This is a genomic window from Pseudomonas sp. PB103, from assembly GCF_009764635.1.
GTDB lineage: Bacteria > Pseudomonadota > Gammaproteobacteria > Pseudomonadales > Pseudomonadaceae > Aquipseudomonas.
The window spans coordinates 162,869-187,127 of sequence record NZ_RWIL01000123.1; the positions used below are offsets into that span (position 1 = coordinate 162,869).

Genomic DNA, 24,259 nt, shown 5'->3' on the forward strand with positions numbered 1-24,259 from the left:
CAGGCGGCGATTCTAACCGCTGAAACTGGACGGGGACACACCAATGGGCACATCGGAGGAACTTTCATTCAAGCTCAGGCTTCGGATTTCGTAAGGCCCGACGGACAATTTCTGTCCGGTGCGGCAACAAATCCCCACAGACTCAGGAGCTTATCGATGGCCACCTCCCTCAACGGCAAGCGCGTCGCTTTTTTGGTAACCGATGGTTTCGAACAGGTTGAATTGACAGGTCCCAAGCAGGCGCTGGAGCAGGCTGGCGCGCAGGTCGACATCCTTTCGGCCGAGGCCGGCAAGGTCAAAGGCTGGAATCACGACAAACCGGCGGACGACTTCACCGTCGACCAGACTTTCCAGGCGGCGAGTATTGAGCAGTACGACGCCGTGGTGCTGCCCGGCGGCGTGCAGAACTCCGACACTATTCGTATCGATCAGGATGCCCAGCATCTGGTCAAGACCGGCGCCTCGGCCGGCAAACCGATCGCGGTGATCTGTCATGGCAGCTGGCTGTTGATTTCCGCCGGGCTGGTCAATGGCAAAACCATGACCAGCTATAAAACCGTCAAGGATGATCTGGTGAACGCTGGCGCGCACTGGGTGGACAAAGAAGTGGTCAAGGACGGCAACCTGATCAGCAGCCGGCAGCCGGATGATATTCCGGCGTTCAGCAAAGAGTTGATCGATACACTGTCTGCCTAGCTTTCAAGGCAGTCTTCGCGAGCAAGCCCACTTCCACATGGGAATGCTTTTCTCCTTTCACACTGATCTATTGTGGCGAGGGGATTTATCCCCGTTCGGCTGCGCAGCAGTCGCAAAACCTGACAGCGCGGTGTATCAGACATACCGTGTCAGATGGCCTTGGGACGGCTGCGCCGTCCAACGGGGATAAATCCCCTCGCTACAGATAAGTCCCCTAGCCACAGGTAAATCCCCCCACATTGGGAACGCACCACATGTCCATTTGCCGGCCAATCAGCCGGCCTGACGCGCTATACTCCCGCTCTTTTTTCCGGAGCGACGTCATGTCCCTGCCTAGCCTGCGCCTCAAAGCCAATGCCGACCGTCGCCTGCGCAACGGCCACTTGTGGGTCTACAGCAACGAAATCGATGTGGCCGCCACCCCATTGCACGGCTTCAAGGCCGGCGATCAGGCGATCCTCGAAGCCGCCGGCGGCAAAACGCTGGGCATCGTAGCGATGAGCCCGAACAACCTGATCTGCGCCCGTCTGGTGTCGCGCGACATCAAGCTGCAACTGGACAAATCGCTGCTGGTCCATCGCCTCAACGTGGCCCTGTCGCTGCGCGATCGCCTGTTCGACAAGCCGTTCTATCGTCTGGTTTACGGTGATTCCGACCTGTTGCCAGGCCTGGTGGTTGACCGTTTCGGCGACATCCTCGTCGTGCAGATCGCCTCGGCGACCATGGAAGCGCACAAAGACGACGTGATCGCGGCGCTGACCCAAGTGCTCAAGCCAAGCGGCATCCTGTTCAAGAACGACTCTGCGGCACGTGATGCCGAAGGCCTCAACCGCTACGTCGAAACCGTGTTTGGCCTGGTGCCGGAGTGGGTGGCGCTGGAAGAGAACGGCGTGAAATTCGAAGCCCCGGTCATCCAGGGTCAGAAAACCGGCTGGTTCTACGACCACCGCATGAACCGCGCACGCCTGGCGCCGTACGCCAAAGGCAAACGCGTTCTCGACCTTTATAGCTACATCGGTGGCTGGGGCGTGCAGGCTGCCGCTTTCGGCGCCAGTGAAGTGTTCTGCGTCGATGCGTCGGCTTTCGCCCTCGACGGCGTTGAGCGCAACGCTGCGCTGAACGGTTTCGCCGACAAGATGACCTGCATCGAAGGCGACGTCTTCGAAGCGCTGAAAGAGCTGAAAGCCAGCGAAGAACGCTTCGACGTGATCGTCGCCGACCCTCCAGCGTTCATCAAACGCAAGAAAGACATGAAAAACGGTGAAGGCGCCTACCGTCGACTGAACGAGCAAGCCATGCGCCTGCTCAACAAGGACGGCATCCTGGTCAGCGCTTCGTGCTCGATGCACCTGCCGGAAGATGATCTGCAGAACATCCTGCTGACCAGCGCCCGTCACCTGGATCGCAACATCCAGATGCTCGAACGCGGCGGTCAGGGCCCGGATCACCCGGTGCACCCGGCGATCCCCGAAACGCGCTACATCAAGAGCATCACCTGCCGCCTGCTGCCTAACAGCTGATAGCCGAGCAAAAGCGGGGAGCCCAAGGGCTCCCCGCTTGTTTTCGGGCGGTGCAAGGCCGTCGATTGCCATTCAGTTTTTTCTTTTCCTACAACTAACTTCCTGGCCGCGTGCAGGAAATTTCTCTGCGTCTTTAAAACAGAGGAAAACAACTTACAAACACAGGCTTGAAGCAAGGTTTGCTCCGACAAATTTACGGAATCTTCCTACTTAATCTCCGCTTGCCATTAATCAATTACAAACTATGATTAAGTTGTCACCACGAGGTGGCATTCAATCTCGATGAACAAGGAGTTCATACTATGAAAGCAATTACTCTGGAAACTAACAAAATCGCAAACCTGGCTTTTCTGGTTGCCCCTAAAGCCCGCTAAGTAAGTCAGGACGCTGGGGAGTGCCGGCACCCCAGCGTCCTTCAGACATCTCCAGAGTGAAGCATTGAACATGCACATCAATCCGTACTTATTCATATTGCCGCGCACGCCCGGATTAATAGTCTGGAATTACAAAGACCACCTCCAGCACGAACTGGATCTTGATTACTCTTGTAGACTTGCAAAACTTATCAACAACCCAAACTTGTTCAATCAAGACAATATAATAGACACCCAACTATTAAACGCAGGAATAATAACTACTTCAAAGATTGACAGCCCAGAATGGGGCTGGGATGAACTGTCGAAGATTTATCACATCGGCACACAAAACATTCCGTGCGAACAACCACCGCAGAATATCCAAGAGTGGTCCAGACAATACCTGAGCCACTGCAATGAAGTGCTGGCCAAACCGGCGCCCGCGACAGAGCGCCCGGCACAGAGCACGCAGCCGCGCATCGCGCTCCCGGCGTCCCGCGTGTTGACCGATGACAGCCTTGGCCACGCGCTGCGCGAGCGCAAAACCTGCCGTTCCTATACCGGTGAAGCGATCACATTGAATGATGTCGCCACCCTGCTCTATCTATCCCTCGGCTATTTACACGAGCGCGACGACGACCGCGACGACAGCATTGCCAACGGTCTCGACGCGCGTCGCAGCAGCCCCTCGGGTGGTGGACTGAATGCCTGCGAGGGCTTTGTTCTGGCACAGAACGTCAGCGGCCTGCAGCCCGGCGTCTATGCCTATCATCCGGCAGAACATGCCTTGAGCCTTATCAACCCACTGCCGGAGTCGGCGCTGGGCCTGCTGCTCGGCGGCCAACACTTCATCAACAACTTGCCGCTGGGGCTGTTCATCACCGCGCGCTTCGACAAACTCTGGTGGAAATACGAGCATTCCCGAGCCTATCGCATGGCATTCGTCGAAGCGGGCCATCTGTCGCAGTCCTTCCAACTGGTGGCCACCGCACTGGGCCTCGGAACCTGGCTGACCGGAGCGTTCTCGGATGATCAGGTCGAAACCTTGCTGAGCATCACTGGCAGCGCGGAACAACCGCTGTTCTTCGTCGGTTGTGGCGCCAGCGACGGTCAGGCGATGTGCCAGGAAATGCAGGATCTGTTGCAGCAGGCCCAAACATGAGCTCACAGATTCAGCAGCAGACCGAAGCCCCCGAGTCGTGGGCACACAAGTTCATTCTCAGCGACTGGAACAATCGCGCTTCGGTACGTTCCAGCCAACACGATTACCAACTGCCGCCGGATCTGGCGCAGCAACTGGAAACCCGCCACTGGTTTCCACCCGCCTTTCTTCCGTACCTCGCACACCCTGTCATCCAGGCTGCGGGCAGCGCAGTCACCCACAGCCTGGCGGCCAGGCATCTGGTGCACTTTCTCGACTACACCACACTGCTCGAACACCGCATCGTCAACCGGGCCGTCGAAACCATCGTCCACGGCGAGTTGCCCGCCTACGTGCCCTCGCGCATGAAAAACGCCGCCCTGCAGCTCTACACCGACGAGGGCTATCATGCGCTGTTTTCCCATCAACTCGCCGAACAGATCGCCCGCCTGCATGGCATCACCGATCGCCCGGCGATGCCGTTGCGCATCACTCGCTTGAACGCATTGATTGCACGCACCCCGGAAGGCAACCGCCCGCTGGCCTGGTTTCTGCTTGGATTCGTGTCGGAAACCATCATTGCCCGGGAGTTGCTCGACGTTTGCCGCGACAGTCTGGTATCCAGTGTGAGCGACATGCTGCGCGATCACCTCGCTGACGAGGCCCGTCACAGCCGCTATTTCGCCGAGGTGTTTCATTACCTCTGGCTGACCCTGAACAGCCGCCAGCGCATGTTCAGCGCAAAAATACTGTTGGAGGTCATCAGGATTTTTTTCGAGGTCGATGAGCAATGGCTGCAACAAAGTCTGCGCAGTGAGGCTATCGCCGACAGCGCTATCAGGGAAATTCTCGATGGTTTGATCAACGCCAAAGCCAGCCGTCAGCGCGCCAGAACGGGTGCAACCGCGACGCTCGATGCCCTGAGAAAAGCCGGATTTTTCGCACTCGCCCACAACCAGAAACTTTTTGCCAAGGCAGGATTGATCGATGGATGAAGGAAAATCTGTGGTAACCACCCGCCAACGGCGCGGAGCAGTCAGTCTGCTGCTGGCGATGGTGCTGCTGGGGGTATTTCCACTGGATGTCCTGCTGCCCTCGTTTCCGGCGCTGGCCGAACACTTCGGCAGCACCCCGGCGGATATCGCGCTGTCGATCAGTCTGTTCGCCGTGGGCATTTCCTTCGCTCAATTGCTGATCGGCCCCCTGTCCGATGTCATCGGGCGCAAGGGTTTGCTGCTGTTGGGCATGACGATTTCGATTCTCGGTGCCCTCGGTTGCGTGGCCACCAGCGATTACCGGCTGTTTCTGCTGTTCCGGCTCATGCAGGCCTTGGGTTGCGGCTGTTTCGTGCTGTCCCAGGCCCTCGTGCAGGATCTGTTCGAAGGCGAACAGCGTGATCGACTGCGTATCCTGATGGTCACGGCTTCGGGGCTGTTCATCTCGGTATCACCGCTGGCCGGCACGTTCCTGCAAGCCTGGCTTGGCTGGCGCGGCAGTTTTTGGGTGTTTGTCGCGCTGGCCGCCGTGGTGATGATCAAGGCCTGGGCGTTTCTGGACAACAGCCGTCCGGCCCACAGCGGCACACGCCTGGGTTTCACTCGGTCATATCGACGGGTACTGGGAAATTTCGAGTTTGTCGGTTACTGGCTGATCTCGGCCTTCGCCTTTGCCTGCCACTTCTCGTTCATCGTCATTTCACCGCTGATCTTCATGGACCAACTGCAATTGGCGCCCTATGACTTTTCGCTGATCCTGCTGGTTTACGGGGCCGCGTATGTGGTTGGCGGCATCGTCGCCACGCTACTCAGTCGCAGGATAACGCCCGGCCAGCAAATCATCGTCGGCTTGAGCCTGATCCTCTTGGCGGGACTGGCGATGCTCTACCTGTCCTCGAATTTTGCCCTGGCGCCGGCGACCGTGCTGATTCCGATGCTGATCTGCACCGCCGGCACCACCATTACTCGCCCGGCGGCGACGTCGAGGGCCATGGGCCTGTTCCCCGAGGCGGCCGGCACTTCAGCCTCGGCCGGTAGTACCCTCATCTTTATTTGCGGCGGGCTGATCAGCGCCTTGATCAGCTTGAGCACAGCCAACCTGCAATCGACACTGGGCTACAGCTTTATGCTGCTCAGCGGCGTGGCATTGATGCTCAACTGGCGTATCAGCCAGCGCGCCAGAGTCTGCGAGGCCAGCGCCATTGGCGGCGATTAGCCTGCCGGTCGTCACGTCGCACACACCGTCGGCGCTGGAACAACACTTTGCGCCATTCCCTCCAGACGCCAGCGGTGTAGAATCGCCTGATTCATCGCCATTCATCCCCCGGCGGGTTTATGAGCTCAGGCTGAGACCAGCGGCGATCCCGCAACGTCATCGGCAGCTTCCGGACACACGGCCATTTCTGAGTGTTCCAGACGTTAATAGAAGCTCACTCCCATTTAGTACCTGATTAGCCGCCCGGAGTGCTCCATGCCAGATTACCGCTCGAAAACATCCACCCACGGCCGCAACATGGCCGGCGCCCGCGCACTGTGGCGCGCCACCGGGATGAAAGATGACGACTTCAAAAAGCCGATCATCGCCATTGCCAACTCGTTTACCCAGTTCGTACCGGGCCACGTGCACCTGAAGGATCTGGGCCAACTGGTCGCCCGCGAAATCGAACGCGCCGGCGGTGTAGCGAAAGAATTCAACACCATCGCCGTGGATGACGGCATCGCCATGGGCCACGACGGCATGCTCTATTCGCTGCCGAGCCGCGAGATCATCGCCGACTCCGTCGAGTACATGGTCAACGCCCACTGCGCCGACGCCATCGTGTGCATTTCCAACTGCGACAAGATCACCCCGGGCATGCTGATGGCTGCGTTGCGCCTGAACATTCCGGTGATTTTCGTTTCCGGCGGCCCGATGGAAGCCGGCAAGACCAAACTCGCGTCCCACGGCCTCGACCTTGTCGACGCCATGGTGATCGCCGCCGACGAAAGCGCTTCTGACGAGAAAGTCGCCGAGTACGAGCGCAGCGCTTGTCCGACATGCGGTTCGTGCTCCGGCATGTTCACCGCCAACTCGATGAACTGCCTGACCGAAGCCCTCGGCCTTGCACTGCCGGGCAACGGTTCGACCCTCGCTACCCACAGCGACCGCGAACAGCTGTTCCTGCAGGCTGGCCGCACCATCGTCGAGCTGTGCAAGCGTTACTACGGCGAGAACGACGAGTCGGTATTGCCGCGCAACATCGCCAACTTCAAGGCGTTCGAGAACGCGATGATGCTCGACATCGCCATGGGCGGTTCGACCAACACCATCCTGCACTTGCTCGCTGCCGCCCAGGAAGCCGAAATCGATTTCGACCTGCGCGACATCGACCGTCTTTCGCGCACCGTTCCACAGCTGTGCAAAGTCGCGCCGAACATCCAGAAGTACCACATGGAAGACGTACACCGCGCCGGCGGCATTTTCAGCATCCTCGGTTCGCTGGCCCGTGGCGGTTTGCTGCACACCGACCTGCCGACCGTACACAGCCGCAGCATGGAAGAAGCCATCGCCAAGTGGGACATCACCCAGACCACCGATGAAGCGGTGCATCACTTCTTCAAGGCTGGCCCGGCCGGTATCCCGACGCAAACAGCGTTCAGCCAGTCGACCCGTTGGGAAACCCTGGATGACGACCGTGAAAACGGCTGCATCCGCAGCTTCGAGCATGCCTATTCGCAAGAAGGTGGTTTGGCTGTGCTGTACGGCAACATCGCGCTCGACGGCTGCGTGGTGAAAACCGCAGGCGTCGACGAGTCGATCCACGTATTCGAAGGCAACGCGAAGATCTTCGAGAGCCAGGACAGCGCCGTACGCGGCATCCTCGCTGACGAAGTGAAGGCTGGCGACATCGTCATCATTCGCTACGAAGGCCCGAAAGGCGGCCCGGGCATGCAGGAAATGCTCTACCCGACGTCGTACCTGAAATCCAAAGGCCTGGGCAAAGCCTGTGCGCTGCTCACCGACGGTCGTTTCTCCGGCGGTACTTCCGGTCTGTCCATCGGTCACGCTTCGCCAGAAGCTGCGGCCGGCGGCGCGATCGGCCTGGTGCAGGATGGCGACAAAGTGCTGATCGACATTCCGAACCGTTCGATCAACCTGTTGGTCAGCGACGAAGAACTGGCGGCACGCCGCGCCGAGCAGGACAAGAAAGGCTGGAAACCGGTCGAAATTCGTCCACGCAAAGTGACCACCGCCCTCAAGGCTTACGCCCTGCTGGCGACCAGCGCCGACAAAGGTGCTGTGCGTAACAAAGCGATGCTTGACGGGCTGTAAGCATCAAATCGCAGCAATAAAAATGCCCCGCCAAGTGCGGGGCTGATCATTCCCACGCTCTGCGTGGGAATGTCTCAAGGGACGCTCCGCGTCCAGTGACGCGAAGCGTCACGGGCTGCATTCCCACGCAGAGCGTGGGAACCATCAACCCGATCCCTGTAGGAGCTGCCGAAGGCTGCGATCTTTTGATTTTGCCCTTAAAACAAGATCAAAAGATCGCAGCCTTCGGTGGCTCCTACAGGGGATTTTGGGGGTTACTGGATTTCTTCAGGTTTGACGATCACCCAGTTCTTGTCCGCCGTCACCGGCAACCCTTCCTTCGCCTGCGCCGCTGCATGTTTGGCCATCATGCCGTTCAACTGCGTCATGTATTTGTCCTTGCGGTTGATCCACAAGTGAATCCCGCCCTTCGCCACGTCAACATCGTGGAACAGCATGTAACCGTCGCTGGTCGGCGTATCGCCACCGACCAACACCGGTTTTTTCCACTCATCAATGTAAGTAAGGATCGCCGCGTGCTTGCCGGCCATCCACGTTGCCGGGGTCCACAGGTACGGCGTCAACTCCAGGCCCAGGTTGGCCTTCTCGTCATATTTGCCGGCAGTGATCTGCTTGCGCGCGGTGGTCAGTTCGTTGGTCTCGCGGTTTTTCAGTAGCGTGGTCACGCCAATGACGTTCTGCGGTTTGACGTTGTAGCCGTACTTCGGATCCGCCGCGACCATGCGCACCAGTTCCTCGGAAGCGGCGGTCATCACGTAAACCTCGATGCCGTTCTCCATCAACTTGTTGTACAGCTCAACCTGACCGGTGAAGATTTTCGGCGGCTGCACGTCAAGGGTTTTGACCACATCACCTTCGTAATAAGTCGCCGGCACCGGTTTGCCCGAAGCCATCAGCTCATCGACGTAGCCTTTGAGTTCCTTGAGGGTGAAACCGGAGAACACCTGCGCCACCCACGGGTAGCAGACCATGTCGTCGACTTCGCAGAGACGATAGTAGTAACTGAACAGGCTTTCCTTGTGGTCGGCGGTGTCCTTGAACGGCATCAGTTTCAAGGAGGGGTCGAGTTTTTCGCGGGTAATCAGGCCCTTGTTCTCCATGAACGGCAACAAGGACTCTTCGAGGTCGTAGCGGTAACTGGTGTTGTCCATGTCAAACACCGCGTAGTTACCTTTGTTGGCGTTGGCCGCGATCATCGCGTCCAGCGCTTTGGCCTGATCGGCGGGCCAGTATTTCAGGTCGGTGGCGAAAGCCTGAGAAGCCAGGCCCATGCCCACAGCCAGTGCGACAGCCAGAAATTTCGGTGCGAACTTCATCGACGCTTTCTCCCTGATGTAAAAGCATCGACGCTAACAAATGTGTATGACAGTCCTCGTCTGTCAGCGACCGCCCACGCCGCTATTTGCGCCAGATGCATTGCCGAGAGCGACACGCGCTTATTCCAAAAACGACGGACACCCTAAGATTTCGGTATTAAATCATTGCAAATCAAGCTGTTAGGCTTGCCGGTTCGCAGCAGCCCCGGAAGGCTGTTGGCAAAGTCTTTCTGGAGTTCTCATGAACCTACCGTTGATTCTCAACCTGCTGGTGTTCCTCGCCCTGCTCTTCGGTCTGGCGCAAACCCGCCACACCACGTGGAGCCTGGCGAAAAAAGTCCTGCTCGCACTCGCGCTGGGCGTGGCCTTCGGCGTGGCGTTGCACACCGTTTACGGTGCCGGCAACCCGGTGCTGAAAACCTCAATCGGCTGGTTCGATCTGGTCGGCAACGGCTACGTGCAGTTGCTGCAAATGATCGTCATCCCGTTGGTGTTCGCCTCGATCCTCAGCGCCGTGGCGCGTCTGCACAACGCTTCGTCGCTGGGCAAGATCAGCTTCCTGACCATCGGCACCCTGCTGTTCACCACCGCGATTGCGGCGCTGATTGGTATCGGCCTGACCAACCTGTTCGGCCTCACCGCCGAGGGTCTGGTCGCCGGCACCCAGGAAATGGCTCGTCTGCAAACCATTCAGACCGACTACGCCGGCAAGGTCGCCGACCTGAATGTGCCGCAACTGCTGCTGTCGTTCATCCCGCAAAACCCGTTCGCCGACTTGGCGCGGGCCAAGCCGACGTCGATCATCAGCGTGGTGATTTTCGCGGCATTCCTCGGGGTTGCCGCGCTGCAGCTGCTCAAGGATGACGTCGAGAAAGGTCAGAAAGTGATCAACGCCATCGACACCCTGCAAGCCTGGGTGATGCGTCTGGTGCGTCTGGTGATGAAGCTGACCCCGTACGGCGTGCTGGCGCTGATGACCAAAGTGGTCGCCGGTTCCAACCTGCAGGACATCATCAAACTCGGCAGTTTCGTCGTGGTGTCGTACCTCGGTCTCGGCCTGATGTTTGTCGTGCACGGCTTGCTGGTGTCGGCCGCCGGGATCAATCCGCTGCGTTTCTTCCGCAAGATCTGGCCGGTGCTGACGTTCGCGTTCACCAGCCGTTCCAGCGCGGCGAGCATTCCGCTGAGCATTGAGGCGCAGACCCGTCGTTTGGGGATTCCGCAATCGGTGGCCAGTTTTGCTGCATCGTTCGGTGCGACCATCGGCCAGAACGGTTGCGCCGGTTTGTACCCGGCGATGTTGGCGGTAATGGTTGCGCCAACCGTGGGCATCAACCCGCTGGATCCGCTGTGGATCGCGACGCTGGTGGCGATTGTGACGCTGAGCTCGGCGGGTGTGGCCGGTGTCGGTGGCGGCGCGACGTTCGCGGCGCTGATCGTGCTGCCGGCGATGGGTTTGCCGGTGTCATTGGTGGCGTTGCTGATTTCGGTTGAACCGCTGATTGATATGGGGCGTACGGCGTTGAACGTGAGTGGTTCGATCACGGCGGGTGCGATTACCAGTCAGGTGATGCAGCAGACTGATAAAGAGTTGCTGGATGCCGATGAGCATGCGGAGCTGGCTCAGGCTTAACTGCAACACATACTTGTGGCGAGGGGATTTATCCCCGTTGGGTTGCGTAGCGACCCCATTATTTTGGGGCTGCTGCGCAACCCAACGGGGATAAATCCCCTCGCCACAATTTAGGCTTTCTCCCAAACCTCAAAGCTGTACGCGGGTTTATCGCCCTCAGCTGGATTCGGCACGTTCGACACCAGTTTCCACTGGTTCAAATCAAACTCCGGAAACCACGCATCCCCCTCCGGGCTCAACGCCACGCGCGTCAGATACAGACGATCCGCCTGCGCCAGCCCTTGCGCGTACAACTGCGCGCCGCCAATCAGCATCAACTCATCAACGCCCTGCCCTTTCGCCCATTCCTCGGCGCGAACCACTGCGGCTTCCAGCGACGGATAAACTTCCGCACCTTCGAGCACCAGATCGGCCTGACGGCTGACCACGATGTTCAAGCGCCCCGGCAATGGCCGACCGAGCGAATCCCAGGTCTTGCGACCCATGATGATCGGCTTGCCCAAGGTCGTGGCCTTGAAGTATTTGAAGTCCCCCGGCAGGTGCCAGGGCATGCTGTTGTCGACACCGATCACGCGGTTTTCACCGAGGGCTGCGATCAGGCTGAGGGGGAGTGATTTAGTCATGCCGGCGAGGATACCAGAGCCGCGCTTACCCCGATAAGCGCCACAGCGGTTATGCTCAGCGCTCAATTGAGCGACGGAATGGCGCGTGACTGAACTGACTCAACTGCAAAACCTCTGGCTGACCGAGACCGTGCGCCTGCGCGAAGAACACGCCGGCACCCTCGAAGATCTGGAAGCCAATCGTCTGGCGCGCACCGCTGGCGGCGATCTGCCGAGCCGCATTCAACGCCGGGCGTTATGGCTGGCCGAACGTGACGGGCTGACGGCCGCACTCAAACACTGGCTGCAAGGCGCGCGTCTGGCGCTGGTGTTGCTGATGATCTTCGCGGTACTGAGCGGCGCCGGTCTGGCCTTCGCCGCACTCGGCCAGACGCCGGTCAATGTGTTCTGGGCCTTGGGCAGCCTGCTCGGGCTGAACCTGATTCTGCTACTGAGCTGGTTGCTGGGCTTGATCTTCGCCGGCGAACACGGCGCCACCCTTGGACGATTGTGGCTGTGGCTCAGCGAAAAAATGGCCCGCGACGCCAAAGCCGCGCAACTGGTGCCGGCACTGTTACTAATGCTGCAACGCAAGAAACTCAATCGCTGGGCGCTCGGTACGCTGGTCAACGGCTTGTGGTTGCTGGCGATGCTCAGCGCATTGATTCTGCTGCTGACGCTGATGGCGACCCGGCGCTACGGCTTCGTCTGGGAAACCACGATTCTTAGCGCCGACACCTTTATCCATGTCACTCACGCACTCGGTTATCTGCCGTCGCTGCTCGGTTTCAATGTGCCAACCGTGGAGATGATCCGCGCCAGCGGCGACGGCGCGCTCGACATCGAAAGCGCTCGTCAGGCCTGGGCAACCTGGCTGGTCGGCGTGTTGGTGGTGTATGGCGTGCTGCCGCGACTGCTGCTGACGCTGTTGTGTTTCTGGCGCTGGAACAGCGGCAAAACCGCGCTGCGTCTGGACCTGAACCTGCCCGGCTACGCGCAATTGCGTGAACGCCTGATGCCGACCAGCGAACGCCTCGGCGTCAACGATCCGGAGCCTGCGCAACTGCATCGTGTCGAAAGCAGCGTTGGCGAATTCGCCAGCGAAGGCGCATTGCTGGTCGCCATCGAACTCGACGAACAACGCCCATGGCCGCCCGCGCTGCCGAAAAATGTCAGCAATGCTGGCATCCTCGACAGCCGCGAGTCACGGCACAAACTCCTCGAACAATTGAGCCGCTTTCCGCCAGCACGTCTGGCGATTGCCTGCGATCCACGGCGCTCGCCGGATCGTGGCAGCCTCGCGCTAATCGCCGAGCTGGCGCGCAGCGCTGGCGAAACCCGCGTGTGGCTGCTGCAAGCGCCGCCCGGCGAAGCGCTGGACGCCGAACGCCTCGGCGACTGGCACATAGCGCTGCAACAGCTTGATCTGGAGTTTGCCGATTGCGCGCCGTTGAACTGGCTGGAGACGGGTCATGACTGATGCCTGGAAAGCGCCGCTGAAACTCGCGGTGGTCGGCCACACCAACGTCGGTAAAACCTCGCTGCTGCGCACGTTGACCCGCGATGTCGGCTTCGGCGAAGTGTCTCATCGCCCAAGCACCACACGGCATGTCGAAGGCGCGCGGTTGTCAGTGGACGGCGAGCCGTTGCTCGACCTCTACGACACGCCGGGGCTGGAAGATGCCATCGCCCTGCTGGATTTTCTCGAACGCCTGGAACGCCCCGGCGAACGCCTCGATGGCCCGGCGCGACTGACGCGGTTTCTCGACGGCAGCGAGGCGCGCCAGCGCTTTGAGCAAGAAGCCAAAGTGCTGCGGCAATTGCTCGCTTCCGACGCCGGTTTGTATGTGATTGATGCCCGCGAACCGGTGTTGGCCAAATATCGTGATGAGTTGGAAGTCCTCGCCAGTTGTGGCAAACCGCTGCTGCCGGTGCTGAATTTTGTCAGCAGCGCCAACCATCGCGAGCCGGATTGGCGCGAGGCGCTGGCGCGGCTGGGGCTGCATGCGTTGGTGCGTTTCGACAGCGTGGCGCCGCCTGAAGATGGCGAGCGGCGGCTCTATGAAAGCCTTGCGCTGCTGCTGGAAAATGCCCGTCCGCAATTGGAACGGTTGATTGCTGATCAACAGGCTCAGCGCCTGGCGCGTCAGCAAAGTGCGGCGCGATTGATTGCTGAGTTATTGATCGACTGTGCGGCTTGTCGGCGCAGTGTTGTCAACGAAGCCGAGCAGGAACAGCAAGCCATCAGCGAACTGCGCAAGGCTGTCCGTCAGCGCGAGCAGAAGTGTGTTGAGGCGTTGCTCAAGCTGTATGCGTTTCGTCCGCAGGATGCGGCGGCGAGTGATTTGCCGTTGCTCGATGGGCGCTGGGGCGACGATTTGTTCAACCCGGAAACCTTGAAGCAACTTGGTGTGCGGGTGGGTGGCGGAATTGCTGCCGGTGCGGCGGCAGGGGCTGGTGTGGATTTGCTGGTTGGCGGGATTACCCTTGGCGCAGCGGCGTTGGCAGGAGCGATTGCCGGGGGTGCGCTGCAGACGGCGCGCAGTTATGGCAGTCGGTTGCTCGGCAAGATCAAAGGGCAGCGTGAGTTGACAGTGGATGACGGGGTGTTGCGGCTGTTGGCGTTGCGCCAGCGGCAGTTGGTGTTGGCGCTGGATCAGCGGGGGCATGCGGCGATGGATGCGGTTCAGGTCGCTACTCCGCAGGATAAAACCTGGCGTGAGGGCAAGTTGCCTGAGGCGCTGAACAAGGCGCGGGCGCATCCGCAGTGGTCGTCGTTGAATCCGCAGGCGAAGTTGAATCAGGCGGAAAGGCAGGAGCAGATTGAGGCGTTAGCCAAAGGGCTCTAGTGCCTGACCTGGCCCCATCGCTGGCAAGCCAGCTCCCACAGGGATCTCGGCTGATCACAAAAAATTGTATTCACCGAAAAACCTGTGGGAGCTGGCTTGCCAGCGATGGCAGCAACCCGGTTCCAAGACCTAAGCAGCCAACAATCGCGCCGCTTTCTCCTTCAATACGACCAAATCCATCACCGGCACCGCCATCTCCTTGGCCAACTCATCCCACTGGCGCATGCGCAGGCTGACGGCACACAACGGATCTCGCTCAAACTCATCCGCCTCAGCCTCCGTCATCACCCCGCCCTGATACTCCAGCGTCCGCCGACTCGCCTCACTCAACCGCTCGAAATACCCCGGCTCACGCAGCGTCAGATACCGCTTGGCCTGCACGTGATATTCCACTAGCCGCGCCAGCCGCTCGCTGAAACCGGCCTCGCGCAAATAATCCGCACCCAGCCGCTCATGGCTGACCACGCCATACCCGCCCATGTTCTCCGCGCCTTCGGCACACAAATGGCCGATGTCATGAAAGAACGCCGCCAGCACCACTTCATCATCAAAACCCTCGGCGATCGCCAGTTCAGCGGCCTGGGACATGTGCTCGATCTGTGACACCGGTTCGCCGATGTAATCGCTGGTGCCAAAACGCTCATACAGCGCGAATACATTGGCGACGGTTTGCTCGTGACCTGTCATCAAATTTCCTCCAACAACTGTGCAACGTTGCGTTCGGCCATCGCCGGGCCGACGCTCATGCCGACGCCGGTATGCATCAGCGCCACACTCAACCCCGGTGCCGGGCGCAGCAACGAAAACGGCCCCGCCCCCCGAGCACCATAGACGCCCTGCCAGCGCTCGACCACTTGCACTTTGCAGCCCAGGGTCTGCTCGGCCAGTTCGATCATCCAGTTGTCCACTTGCTCGGCGTTGAACGGTGAAGCGTCGCTGCCGTAATGGTGCGAGTCGCCGATGATCAGTTCGCCGTACGGCGTCGGGCTGATCAGCAGGTGAATGCCGTTGTCGTGCAGGTGCAGTTGTTCACGGAGGATCTGCGCCTGCACCGCCGCCGCTTCCGGCAGATCGGCGAAGGCGCCGTAGTGCACGCAACTGAGGCCGGTGAGCAAGGCGTGTTGCAGATTCAGATTGATCTGCGGTTTGGCTCGAAGCATTTGCAGGCGGCAGATTTGCGGGTCGAGCGCAGCGATCGGCTCGGTCAGCAGGGTTTGATAATCGTGGCCGGAGCAGACGATGATTTGCTTCGCGGTAAAGCTGCCGGCGGTGCTGTGCAGGTGACAGGGTTCGACGTCGCGCACCAGTGTGGAGAAGTGAAACTCGACGCCGAGGTCGCGGCGCAAGTAATCGATCAGCGCCGGGATCGCTTCGCGTGAGTACAACTGTTGATCGTCGATGCCGTGGAGGGCGGCGCGGTGATGGCTGAACTGGCCGTTGTAGAGATCGCGCAGGGCGGCGCCGCGCAGCAGTTGAATGTTGTAACCGTGTTCCACGGCGCGACCGTTGCAGAAGGCTTCGAGCAGATGTTCTTCGGCTTCAGTGCGGGCGAACAAATACGAACCATTGCGCTTGATTTGCAGGCCGGCGAGTTGCGCCCAGTCGCCCCAGATCTCGCGGCTGGCTTTGGCTAGCTCAAGCATTTGGCCTGGCGGCTGGCCGGTGACCAGGGCCTGGCCGAAGTTGCGCACCGAGGCGCCGAGGGGCGTGGCGGTGCGTTCGAAAACGGCGACCTTGAGGCCGCGTTTGGCGGCGGCGTAGGCGTGCGATAGGCCGAGAATGCCGGCGCCGACGATGAGCAGGTCTTTGTGTTGTGTCATATAGAGGTGCTCTGAATGAGAGGCCGTCATCGCTGGCAAGCCAGCTCCCACAGGTATCGAGGTGTTCACAAAATTCGTGTTCACCGCAAAACCCTGTGGGAGCTGGCTTGCCAGCGATGAGGCCCTGTCAGTCGATTAAGATCTTACTTGGCAGCCACTTTCTCGGACTTGCCGTCATAACGTTTGCGCCACTCGGTCAGGATCTCGTCGCGATTCTTCGAGGCCCAGGCAAAGTCGTTCTTGATCAGACGTTGCTCATAATCCGCCGGCAACTCGGTCTGCGGCTTGGCAATCCCCGGCTGCGCAAGAACCGCAAAGTTCTCCTTGTACAGATCCATCGCCTCAGCACTCGCCGAGAAGTCCGCCAGTTTCTTCGCCGCTTCTTCATGCGGTGTACCTTTGATCACCGCAGTCGCTTCGATCTCCCAGCCCAGACCTTCTTTCGGCAGGATGATGTCCAGTGGCGCGCCCTGACGCTTCAGCTGTACCGCCGGATATTCAAAGGAAATACCGATCGGGAACTCGCCCGCCGCCGCTAACTTGCAAGGCTTGGAACCGGAGTGAACGTACTGGCCGATGTTCTGGTGCAGACCGTCCATGTACGCCCAACCCTGCTTCTCGCCGAAGGTTTGCAGCCAAGCGCTGACGTCGAGAAAACCGGTGCCGGACGACGCCGGGTTGGGCATAACGATCTTGCCCTTGTACTCAGGTTTGGTCAGATCCTGCCAGCTCACCGGTTTGCTCAGGCCCTGCTTCTCGGCTTCGACAGTGTTGAAGCAAATGGTCGCGGCCCAGACGTCCATACCGACCCACGCTGGCGGGTTGGCGGCGTCGCGGTAGTTCGCGCCGATCTTGCCGAGATCCTTCGGCGCGTAGCTTTGCAGCATGCCTTGCTGGTCGAGGATCGCCAGGCTGGAAGCCGCCAGGCCCCACACCGCGTCAGCCTGTGGACGGGCCTTTTCGGCGAGCAGTTTCGCGGTGATGATCCCGGTGGAATCACGCACCCATTTGATCTCGACGTCCGGGTTAGCCTTTTCGAAGGCTTCTTTGTAGGACTTCAGTTGCTCGGCTTCGAGGGCGGTGTACACCGTCAACTCGGTTTTTGCCGCGAAGGCATTCAGGCTGAAAGTAGCGAGCACAGCAGCGGCCAGGGCCATAGGCTTGAACATGATCGTTTTCCTGTAATGAGTTGAACGGGGTTGGAATCAGCGACCGGGCGCGGTTTGCCGCCAGGCTTGAGAACGGCGCAGCAAGCCGCGCGAAGCCCACGCCAGCAGCAAGGACAAGCCCGCCGAGGTGAACAGAATCAGGGTCGACATCGCTGCCGCGCCGCCGACGTTGCCGGCGTCATCCATGTTCAGCACCGCCACCGCCGCGAGGATGGTGTCGGGGCTGTAGAGGAAGATCGCCGCCGACACCGTGGTCATCGCCGAGACGAACAGGTAGCGCACGATGTCGAGCAGCGCCGGCAGGCAGATCGGCACGGTGACGCGCAGGTAGTGGCGGTACAGCGGCGCCTTCAGCGACAGCGCAGCGGCTTCGAACTCGGCGTCGAGTTGGCGCAATGCAGTGGTCGCGGTCATTTGGGCGGTGGTCAGGTAGTGCGCAATGGTGCAGACGATCAGCAGCGTCATCGTCCCGTACAGCACATGCAGCGGGTTACCCGTGAGGTTGAAGAAGAAGACGTAGCCGAGACCGAGCACCAGCCCCGGCACCGCCATCGGCACAAAACTGAGCATGCGCAGCGCCAGGTTGAGGCCGCGCTGGTCGCGGGTTTTCTCCATCAGATAAGCGCCGGTAAAGATCAGCACGCTGCCGATCAGCGCCGTGCCCAGCGCCATTTTCAAACTGTTGCTGTAAGCCAGCCAGCCACCGCCGGCGGTCTCGTTGAACTGATAGTGGTTGAGCGACAGCGACAGGTTGTACGGCCAGAACTTCACCAGCGACGAAAACACCGCCATGCCGAGCACCAGAATCAACGCCGCGCTGATCAGCAAAACAATCGCCAGATAACAGCCATCGCGCAGTTTCGACGGCGCCGGTTTGAATACCTGCGCCCGACCGCTCATGGAGTCGCCGTGACGCCGACGCAGCCAGGCATCGACACCGAAGCTGAACAGCGCCGGCAGCAACAGCACCATGCCGATCAATGCGCCGCGACCGAATTGTTGCTGGCCGACCACAGCTTTGTAGGCTTCCAGCGCCAGCACTTGATAGTCGCCACCGACCACCACCGGCACACCGAAATCGGTGATGGTCAGGGTGAACACCAGACAGAACGCGGCGAACACAGCCTGACGCGTCGCCGGCCAAGTGATGCTGCGAAACGCCTTGGCCGAACTGGCGCCCATGCTCGACGCGGCATCGAACAGCCGCGCATCGGCCAGCGACAATGCCGAGAGCAAAATCATCAGCGCATGCGGGAAGGTGTAAATCACCTCGCCCAGCACAATCCCCCAGAACCCATAAATGTTGTCCGAGAGCAGCCCGCGCAACATGCCTTGGTTGCCGAACAGATAAACCAGTGCAATCCCCGGCAGCATCGACGGCGCCATCAGCGGCAACAGGGAAATCCCGCGCCAGATGCCCTTCGCCGGAATCATCGTGCGTTGCAGCGCGTAGGCAAACAGATAGGCCAGCGGTACGACGATGGCCGCAACGCTGAGGGACACTTTCAGGCTGTTGCCGAGCAGCCAGTGGAAATTCTCGCTGCTCACCATCTCCTTCGCCGCGATCCAGCCACCGCCCTGCCCGGCCTCATTACTAAAGCCACGCCAGAAGATCGCCAGCAACGGCAGCAACACCGCGACGCCGAGCAACAGCAGCAAGAGGACTTTACCGCCGACGACAAAAATGCGATCGCCGATCTCCGCTTTCGAGGACTGTCGCACCTGCTTGTGCGGTAGCGGCAGCGCGAGGTTGCTGTTCATCAGGCAAACACCTGCAGGCTGCGCGGCGGCAAGGCGACCATGATTTGCTGGGCGCCGAGGCGCGGCATGGCTTCCGGCGCGAGTTCGGCGAGCAAGGCGTGGCCCGGCAGTTGATCGAGTTCGAAGCTCATGCGACAGCGGTTGCCGAGGAAGGTGATTTCGCGGACTTTGGCCGGGAACAGGTTCTCTTCGTGCACCGGCGGGTTGACGTTGATCGCTTCCGGGCGGCAGAACAGTCGGCCCGAGGCGCGCTGAACGCTGCCGTCGCTGAGGCGCAGGTTCATCCCGCCGACCTGAGCGTGACTGTCGCTGCTGCGCTGGAACGGCAGCCAGTTGCCTTGGCCGACGAACTCGGCCACGAACGGTGTGGCCGGGCGGTTGTAGATTTCCTGCGGGGTGGCGTATTGCTCGACGCGGCCGTTGTTCATCACCGCGATACGGTCGGCCATCAGCATGGCTTCGTCCTGATTGTGCGTGACCATCAGGGTGGTGATGCCGAGGTTGCGTTGCAGTTGGCGCAGTTCGGTACACAGATGCTCGCGGACGCGGGCGTCGAGGGCGGACATCGGTTCATCAAGCAACAACAGCGACGGTGCTGGTGCCAAGGCCCGAGCCAGAGCAACGCGCTGTTGTTGGCCGCCGGACAATTGGCCGGGGTATTTTTTCTCGCTGCCGATGAGGCCGACCAGTTCCAGCATCTGGCCGACGCGGCGGCGCACTTCGTCGCGACCGCTGCCGGCGAGGCCGTAGGCAATGTTCGCTTCGACGGTCAGGTTGGGGAACAACGCGTAGGACTGGAACAGAATCCCGTAGTCGCGGGCTTGCGGGGCGAGGTGCGAGACGTCGCGATCGCCGAGGTAAAGTTCGCCGCTGTCCTGCTTCTCCAGACCGGCGATGCAGCGCAGCAACGTGGTCTTGCCGCAGCCCGATGGGCCGAGCAGGCACACCAGTTCACCGGCGGCGACGTCGAGGGAGACGTTATCCAGCGCGGTGAAAGCGCCGAAGCGTTTCTGCACGCCGCGCACTTTCATCGGCGCACCGGGGTTGGTCAGGGCAGTTGCGATGGCAGGATTCATGGACAGACCTCATCAAGCAGATGGGGCCAATCCTAGAGTTGTAATGCGTCCGTCATGTGGCAACGAGGCAAAAACGACCGATAGTGGTATTCGGGGATTTTGGTTCAGAGGATTCAGATCATGGGTTGTTTGATCTGGCCTCATCGCTGGCAAGCCAGCTCCCACAGGTATTTCTGGTGCTCACAAAATCTGCATTCACTGAAGATCCTTGTGGGAGCTGGCTTGCCAGCGATGAGGCCAGCACAGGCACTGAAGATCTCAGGCCGGGGACATTTCCTGCGCCAACCCAAGGAACGCCGCAGGCAACCGCGCGCCCTTGCGCTCTTTCAGGCAATACAGATACTCAGGAATCTGCGGCGCATTCTCGATCGTCAGCACGCGCAACTGCGGATCATGCGGCACTTCCTGCCGGGCAATGATGCTGATGCCGATATTGCGCAACACCGCCTCACGAATCGACTCACGGCTGCCAATCTCCAGCAACGGCCCGAAACTCACCCCGGCACTCGCCAGCAACTCTTCGGTCAACCGCCGCGTGGTCGAGCCCGACTCACGCATCAACAACGTATGCCCGGCCAGCGCACTCAACGCCACATGTTCCTGCACAGCCAGCGGATGATTGCGATGCACCGCCAACACCAGCGGATCAGTACCGAGTACCCGACGAATCAACCGCGCGTCATCCAGCAATTGCGACGACGCGGCGATGTCCACCCGGTAATCCTCCAGCGCTTCCAGCACCTGCTGCGAGTTGCCGATTTCTACCGACACTTCCACCTGCGGCAATCGCTCGCGAAAGGTCTTCACCAGATCAAGAATGTAATACGGCGCAGTAGCGGCGATGCGCAAAGTGCCCTGCACCTGACCGCTGTTACGCAGGAAAAACTCGATGTCGGCCTCCTGCTGCAAAAGCGTCTTGACCATCGGCAGCAACCGCGCGCCTTCGTCACTGACGCTCAACCGTCGACCACCGCGATAAAACAGCTCCACCGAATACTGACTTTCCAGATTGCGAATCTGCGTGGTCACGGTCGGTTGGCTGAGGCCGAGTTTTTTCGCCGCCAGCGTGATGCTGCCCAGGCGGGCGACCATGTAAAACGCTTTCAACTCGGCACTCAGCACAACCATTCCTCATCTATTTGCGCAACAGGCGCAAACCGTTGAACACCACCAACAGGCTCACGCCCATGTCGGCGAACACCGCCATCCACATGGTGGCGAGCCCGGCGAAGGTTACCGCAAGAAAGATCGCCTTGATCACCAGCGCCAGCGCGATGTTCTGTTTCAGGATGCTGGCGGTGTTGCGCGACAGGCTGATGAACGCCGGGATCTTGCGCAGATCGTCGTCCATCAGGGCGACATCGGCGGTTTCGATCGCCGTGTCGGTACCGGCCGCCGCCATGGCGAAACCGATCTCGGCGCGGGCCAGTGCCGGCGCATCGTTGATGCCGTCGCCGACCATGCCCACACGATGGCCCTGCTTGTACAGATCTTCAATGGCTTGCAGTTTGTCGGTTGGCAGCAAATCACCGCGAGCCTCGTCGATGCCGACCTGCGCGGCAATCGCTTGGGCGGTGTGGACGTTGTCGCCAGTGAGCATCAGGGTTTTCACCCCGAGTTCATGCAACTGACGGATCGCTTCGCGGCTGGTTTCCTTGACGGTATCGGCCACGGCGAACAGCGCCAGCGGGCCGGAACTGTCGAGCAGCAGCACCACGGATTTGCCCTGTTTCTCCAGCGCGAAGAGTTTTTCTTCCAGCGCTGGCGAGCACAGGCCGAGTTCTTCGACCAGACGATGGTTGCCCAAATGATAGGTCTGGCCGTTGATTTCGCCTTTGACGCCCCGCCCGCCCAGCGCTTCGAAGTTATCCACAATCAGCGCGGCAAAGTTTTTATCCACAGCGGCGTTGGCGATGGCCAGCGACACCGGATGGTCGGAACGTCCGGCCAAGGCAGCGGCGATTGCCGGTGCCGTGGCATCGGCGGTCGCGTCGAGGGACAGGTAATCGGTCTGCACCGGTTTGCCGTGGGTGATCGTGCCGGTTTTATCCAGCGCCAGATAGTCGAGCTTGAAACCGCCCTCCAGGTACACACCGCCCTTGACCAGAATGCCTTTGCGCGCCGCTGCCGCGAGGCCGCTGACGATGGTCACCGGGGTGGAAATCACCAGTGCGCATGGGCACGCGACCACCAGCAACACCAGCGCGCGGTAGATCCAGTCGAACCACACGGCGCCCATGAACAGCGGCGGAATGATCGCCACGGCCAAGGCAAACACGAACACCACGGGCGTGTAGATTTTCGAGAATTGATCGACGAAGCGCTGGGTAGGCGCACGTGCGCCTTGAGCCTGTTCAACCGCATGGATGATGCGCGCCAGGGTCGAGTTGTTCGCCGCTGCGGTCACCGCGTATTCCAGCGAACCAGCCTGATTGATGGTGCCTGCGAAGACTTTGTCGCCGACGGTTTTTTCGACCGGCAGGCTTTCGCCGGTGATCGGTGCCTGGTCGATGGTCGAACTGCCGCTGACCACTTCGCCGTCCAGCGCAATGCGCTCGCCCGGCTTCACCCGCACGCGGGCGCCGAGTTCGACGCTTTTTACCTCCTGTTCAATCCACGAACCGTCAGCCTGCAACACCGTGGCTTGCTCTGGCGTCATCTGCATCAGGCCGCTGATCGCATTGCGCGCACGGTCCAGCGAGCGCGCTTCGATCAGCTCGGCGACGGTGAACAGGAACATCACCATCGCCGCTTCCGGCCACTGGCCGATGAGGATGGCACCGGTCACGGCGATGCTCATCAGCGCGTTGATGTTGAGGTTGCGATTCTTCAGGGCGATCCAGCCCTTTTTATAAGTGGTCAGGCCACCGCTGAGGATCGACACCAGCGCGATGATCGCCACCACCCAGGTGGGCGCGGCGTTGGTGAAATGAATGACTTCGGCGGCGAGTGCACCGACGCCGGACAGCGCCAGCGGCCACCAGTGTTTTTTCACCGGCGCCGGGGCTGGCGAATCGACGCCCGCCTCCAGCGGTTCGGCGTGCATGCCGAGGGATTTGATCGCTTCGGTGATCGGCTCGGTACCCGGCAAATTGTGGGTCACGCCGAGTACGCGGTTGATCAGATTGAATTCGAGCTGCTGCACACCGGCGAGTTTGCCGAGCTTGTTCTGGATCAGCGTCTGCTCGGTCGGGCAGTCCATCGCCTCGATGCGGAAACTGCTCAGCCGCGCATCGGCGGTAGTCTTTTCGCTCAGTTGCACCAGTGCAGGCGCAGCCGCTGTCGACGAGCAGCAAGAATCTCCGCCATGGGCATGCTTATGCACAGGCTGCAATTTATGACTGTGATCGTGGCCGTCGCCGGGCTTGTGGGTGTGCTGGGAATCGCTCATTGGTCGCGTCCATGAAGGTGCCTGTTGCCAAGTAAAGACCCTGTAGCCACTATAGGGTCAAGCACCCTTTTGGAGATTGCCGTCATGAAGATCGGAGAACTGGCCAAACTCACCGACTGCGCCGTGGAAACCATCCGCTACTACGAGCGCGAAAACCTCCTGCCGGAGCCGGCCCGCAGCGACGGCAACTACCGCGTCTACACCCAGGCCCACGCCGAACGCCTGACCTTCATCCGCAACTGCCGCACCCTCGACATGACCCTCGAAGAAATCCGCAGCCTGCTGGCCATGCGTGACAGCCCGCAGGATCAGTGTGAAAGCGTGAATATGCTGATCGACGAACACATTCAGCATGTGAAGGCTCGGATTGATGGGTTATTGGCGTTGCAGACACAACTGCTCGACCTGCGCCAACGCTGTGGCGAAAGGCCGATGGCGGAGCAATGCGGGATTTTGCAGCGGCTGGAGGTCAGCGGCGGAGTCGTCGCCACCGAAGTCGAACACTCCCACGTAGGCCGCAGCCACGGCCATTGAGCCCAAAACAAAACCAAATGTAGGAGCTGCCGCAGGCTGCGATCTTTTGATCTTATAAACAGCAAGATCAAAAGATCGCAGCCTGCG

Annotated in this window: 19 protein-coding genes; 10 read left to right on the forward strand and 9 right to left on the reverse strand. The window is 60.3% G+C overall.

What is annotated here, in order from left to right; translation table 11 throughout:
• The first annotated feature begins 156 nt into the window (after positions 1-156).
• The 6 genes from EJA70_RS22340 (at position 157) to ilvD (ending at position 8,021) form a co-directional block, all read left to right on the forward strand.
• Positions 157-696 (forward strand): type 1 glutamine amidotransferase domain-containing protein, encoded by a 540-nt coding sequence (locus EJA70_RS22340; RefSeq protein WP_158833570.1) that lies wholly within the window; start codon positions 157-159, stop codon positions 694-696.
• 323 nt (positions 697-1,019) lie between these two features.
• Positions 1,020-2,216, forward strand: a complete 1,197-nt coding sequence (locus EJA70_RS22345; RefSeq protein ID WP_008088415.1) for a class I SAM-dependent rRNA methyltransferase — start codon at positions 1,020-1,022, stop codon at positions 2,214-2,216.
• Positions 2,217-2,660: 444 nt separating this feature from the next.
• The gene (locus EJA70_RS22350; RefSeq protein WP_158833572.1) at positions 2,661-3,734 is read left to right on the forward strand and encodes a SagB family peptide dehydrogenase; all 1,074 of its coding nucleotides are present in this window, start codon (positions 2,661-2,663) and stop codon (positions 3,732-3,734) included.
• Positions 3,731-4,708, forward strand: coding sequence for a diiron oxygenase (locus EJA70_RS22355; protein WP_158833574.1), 978 nt, complete (start codon positions 3,731-3,733; stop codon positions 4,706-4,708). Before EJA70_RS22350 ends, EJA70_RS22355 begins: the two co-directional genes overlap by 4 nt.
• Positions 4,701-5,924, forward strand: coding sequence for an MFS transporter (locus EJA70_RS22360; protein WP_158833576.1), 1,224 nt, complete (start codon positions 4,701-4,703; stop codon positions 5,922-5,924). Before EJA70_RS22355 ends, EJA70_RS22360 begins: the two co-directional genes overlap by 8 nt.
• A gap of 255 nt (positions 5,925-6,179) precedes the next feature.
• On the forward strand, positions 6,180-8,021 hold the full coding sequence (ilvD, locus tag EJA70_RS22365) for a dihydroxy-acid dehydratase (protein ID WP_008088424.1): 1,842 nt from the start codon (positions 6,180-6,182) through the stop codon (positions 8,019-8,021).
• A gap of 254 nt (positions 8,022-8,275) precedes the next feature.
• On the opposite strand, the gene EJA70_RS22370 is transcribed toward ilvD, so the two are convergent.
• Positions 8,276-9,337: a haloacid dehalogenase-like hydrolase gene (locus tag EJA70_RS22370; RefSeq protein ID WP_158833578.1), complete on the reverse strand. Its 1,062-nt coding sequence runs from the start codon at positions 9,335-9,337 to the stop codon at positions 8,276-8,278.
• A 241-nt stretch (positions 9,338-9,578) separates the two neighbouring features.
• Here EJA70_RS22370 and EJA70_RS22375 point away from each other — a divergent pair, with 241 nt between their 5' ends.
• Positions 9,579-10,970, forward strand: a complete 1,392-nt coding sequence (locus EJA70_RS22375) for an L-cystine transporter (protein WP_008088428.1) — start codon at positions 9,579-9,581, stop codon at positions 10,968-10,970.
• Between the two features lie 110 nt (positions 10,971-11,080).
• On the opposite strand, the gene EJA70_RS22380 is transcribed toward EJA70_RS22375, so the two are convergent.
• Positions 11,081-11,593, reverse strand: coding sequence for a dihydrofolate reductase (locus tag EJA70_RS22380; protein WP_158833580.1), 513 nt, complete (start codon positions 11,591-11,593; stop codon positions 11,081-11,083).
• Between the two features lie 85 nt (positions 11,594-11,678).
• Between EJA70_RS22380 and EJA70_RS22385 the strand changes: the two genes are divergently transcribed.
• Together EJA70_RS22385 and EJA70_RS22390 are read left to right on the forward strand one after the other, a co-directional pair.
• Positions 11,679-13,052, forward strand: a complete 1,374-nt coding sequence (locus tag EJA70_RS22385) for a DUF2868 domain-containing protein (protein ID WP_158833582.1) — start codon at positions 11,679-11,681, stop codon at positions 13,050-13,052.
• On the forward strand, positions 13,045-14,421 hold the full coding sequence (locus EJA70_RS22390) for a GTPase/DUF3482 domain-containing protein (RefSeq protein WP_158833584.1): 1,377 nt from the start codon (positions 13,045-13,047) through the stop codon (positions 14,419-14,421). The genes EJA70_RS22385 and EJA70_RS22390 overlap by 8 nt, the downstream gene beginning before the upstream one ends.
• Before the next feature lie 129 nt (positions 14,422-14,550).
• Here EJA70_RS22390 and EJA70_RS22395 read toward each other — a convergent pair whose 3' ends face one another.
• From EJA70_RS22395 to EJA70_RS22425, 7 genes are all read right to left on the reverse strand, one after another.
• Positions 14,551-15,108, reverse strand: coding sequence for a phosphonate degradation HD-domain oxygenase (locus EJA70_RS22395; protein ID WP_158833586.1), 558 nt, complete (start codon positions 15,106-15,108; stop codon positions 14,551-14,553).
• Positions 15,108-16,241, reverse strand: coding sequence for a TIGR03364 family FAD-dependent oxidoreductase (locus tag EJA70_RS22400; protein ID WP_256677718.1), 1,134 nt, complete (start codon positions 16,239-16,241; stop codon positions 15,108-15,110). Before EJA70_RS22400 ends, EJA70_RS22395 begins: the two co-directional genes overlap by 1 nt.
• A 143-nt stretch (positions 16,242-16,384) precedes the next feature.
• Positions 16,385-17,410, reverse strand: a complete 1,026-nt coding sequence (locus EJA70_RS22405) for a putative 2-aminoethylphosphonate ABC transporter substrate-binding protein (protein ID WP_034153698.1) — start codon at positions 17,408-17,410, stop codon at positions 16,385-16,387.
• Between the two features lie 36 nt (positions 17,411-17,446).
• Positions 17,447-19,171 (reverse strand): putative 2-aminoethylphosphonate ABC transporter permease subunit, encoded by a 1,725-nt coding sequence (locus tag EJA70_RS22410; RefSeq protein WP_158833590.1) that lies wholly within the window; start codon positions 19,169-19,171, stop codon positions 17,447-17,449.
• On the reverse strand, positions 19,171-20,247 hold the full coding sequence (locus EJA70_RS22415; protein ID WP_158833592.1) for a putative 2-aminoethylphosphonate ABC transporter ATP-binding protein: 1,077 nt from the start codon (positions 20,245-20,247) through the stop codon (positions 19,171-19,173). The genes EJA70_RS22410 and EJA70_RS22415 overlap by 1 nt, the downstream gene beginning before the upstream one ends.
• Before the next feature lie 258 nt (positions 20,248-20,505).
• The gene (locus tag EJA70_RS22420) at positions 20,506-21,369 is read right to left on the reverse strand and encodes a LysR family transcriptional regulator (RefSeq protein WP_053124875.1); all 864 of its coding nucleotides are present in this window, start codon (positions 21,367-21,369) and stop codon (positions 20,506-20,508) included.
• 13 nt (positions 21,370-21,382) lie between these two features.
• Positions 21,383-23,638: a heavy metal translocating P-type ATPase gene (locus EJA70_RS22425; protein ID WP_158833594.1), complete on the reverse strand. Its 2,256-nt coding sequence runs from the start codon at positions 23,636-23,638 to the stop codon at positions 21,383-21,385.
• Positions 23,639-23,722: 84 nt separating this feature from the next.
• On the opposite strand from EJA70_RS22425, the gene cadR reads away from it, so the two are divergent.
• The gene (cadR, locus tag EJA70_RS22430) at positions 23,723-24,172 is read left to right on the forward strand and encodes a Cd(II)/Pb(II)-responsive transcriptional regulator (protein WP_158833596.1); all 450 of its coding nucleotides are present in this window, start codon (positions 23,723-23,725) and stop codon (positions 24,170-24,172) included.
• The last annotated feature ends 87 nt before the right edge of the window (positions 24,173-24,259 follow it).

Coding starts and splice junctions, on each gene's coding strand:
- EJA70_RS22355 (WP_158833574.1), top strand. CDS start 3,731: ATGAGCTCACAGATTCAGCAGCAGACCGAAGCCCCCGAGTCGTGGGCA.
- EJA70_RS22415 (WP_158833592.1), bottom strand. CDS start 20,247: ATGAATCCTGCCATCGCAACTGCCCTGACCAACCCCGGTGCGCCGATG.
- EJA70_RS22400 (WP_256677718.1), bottom strand. CDS start 16,241: ATGACACAACACAAAGACCTGCTCATCGTCGGCGCCGGCATTCTCGGC.
- EJA70_RS22410 (WP_158833590.1), bottom strand. CDS start 19,171: ATGAACAGCAACCTCGCGCTGCCGCTACCGCACAAGCAGGTGCGACAG.
- EJA70_RS22425 (WP_158833594.1), bottom strand. CDS start 23,638: ATGAGCGATTCCCAGCACACCCACAAGCCCGGCGACGGCCACGATCAC.
- EJA70_RS22340 (WP_158833570.1), top strand. CDS start 157: ATGGCCACCTCCCTCAACGGCAAGCGCGTCGCTTTTTTGGTAACCGAT.
- EJA70_RS22395 (WP_158833586.1), bottom strand. CDS start 15,108: ATGACAGGTCACGAGCAAACCGTCGCCAATGTATTCGCGCTGTATGAG.
- EJA70_RS22390 (WP_158833584.1), top strand. CDS start 13,045: ATGACTGATGCCTGGAAAGCGCCGCTGAAACTCGCGGTGGTCGGCCAC.
- EJA70_RS22360 (WP_158833576.1), top strand. CDS start 4,701: ATGGATGAAGGAAAATCTGTGGTAACCACCCGCCAACGGCGCGGAGCA.
- EJA70_RS22370 (WP_158833578.1), bottom strand. CDS start 9,337: ATGAAGTTCGCACCGAAATTTCTGGCTGTCGCACTGGCTGTGGGCATG.
- EJA70_RS22405 (WP_034153698.1), bottom strand. CDS start 17,410: ATGTTCAAGCCTATGGCCCTGGCCGCTGCTGTGCTCGCTACTTTCAGC.
- EJA70_RS22375 (WP_008088428.1), top strand. CDS start 9,579: ATGAACCTACCGTTGATTCTCAACCTGCTGGTGTTCCTCGCCCTGCTC.
- EJA70_RS22350 (WP_158833572.1), top strand. CDS start 2,661: ATGCACATCAATCCGTACTTATTCATATTGCCGCGCACGCCCGGATTA.
- EJA70_RS22380 (WP_158833580.1), bottom strand. CDS start 11,593: ATGACTAAATCACTCCCCCTCAGCCTGATCGCAGCCCTCGGTGAAAAC.
- EJA70_RS22345 (WP_008088415.1), top strand. CDS start 1,020: ATGTCCCTGCCTAGCCTGCGCCTCAAAGCCAATGCCGACCGTCGCCTG.
- ilvD (WP_008088424.1), top strand. CDS start 6,180: ATGCCAGATTACCGCTCGAAAACATCCACCCACGGCCGCAACATGGCC.
- cadR (WP_158833596.1), top strand. CDS start 23,723: ATGAAGATCGGAGAACTGGCCAAACTCACCGACTGCGCCGTGGAAACC.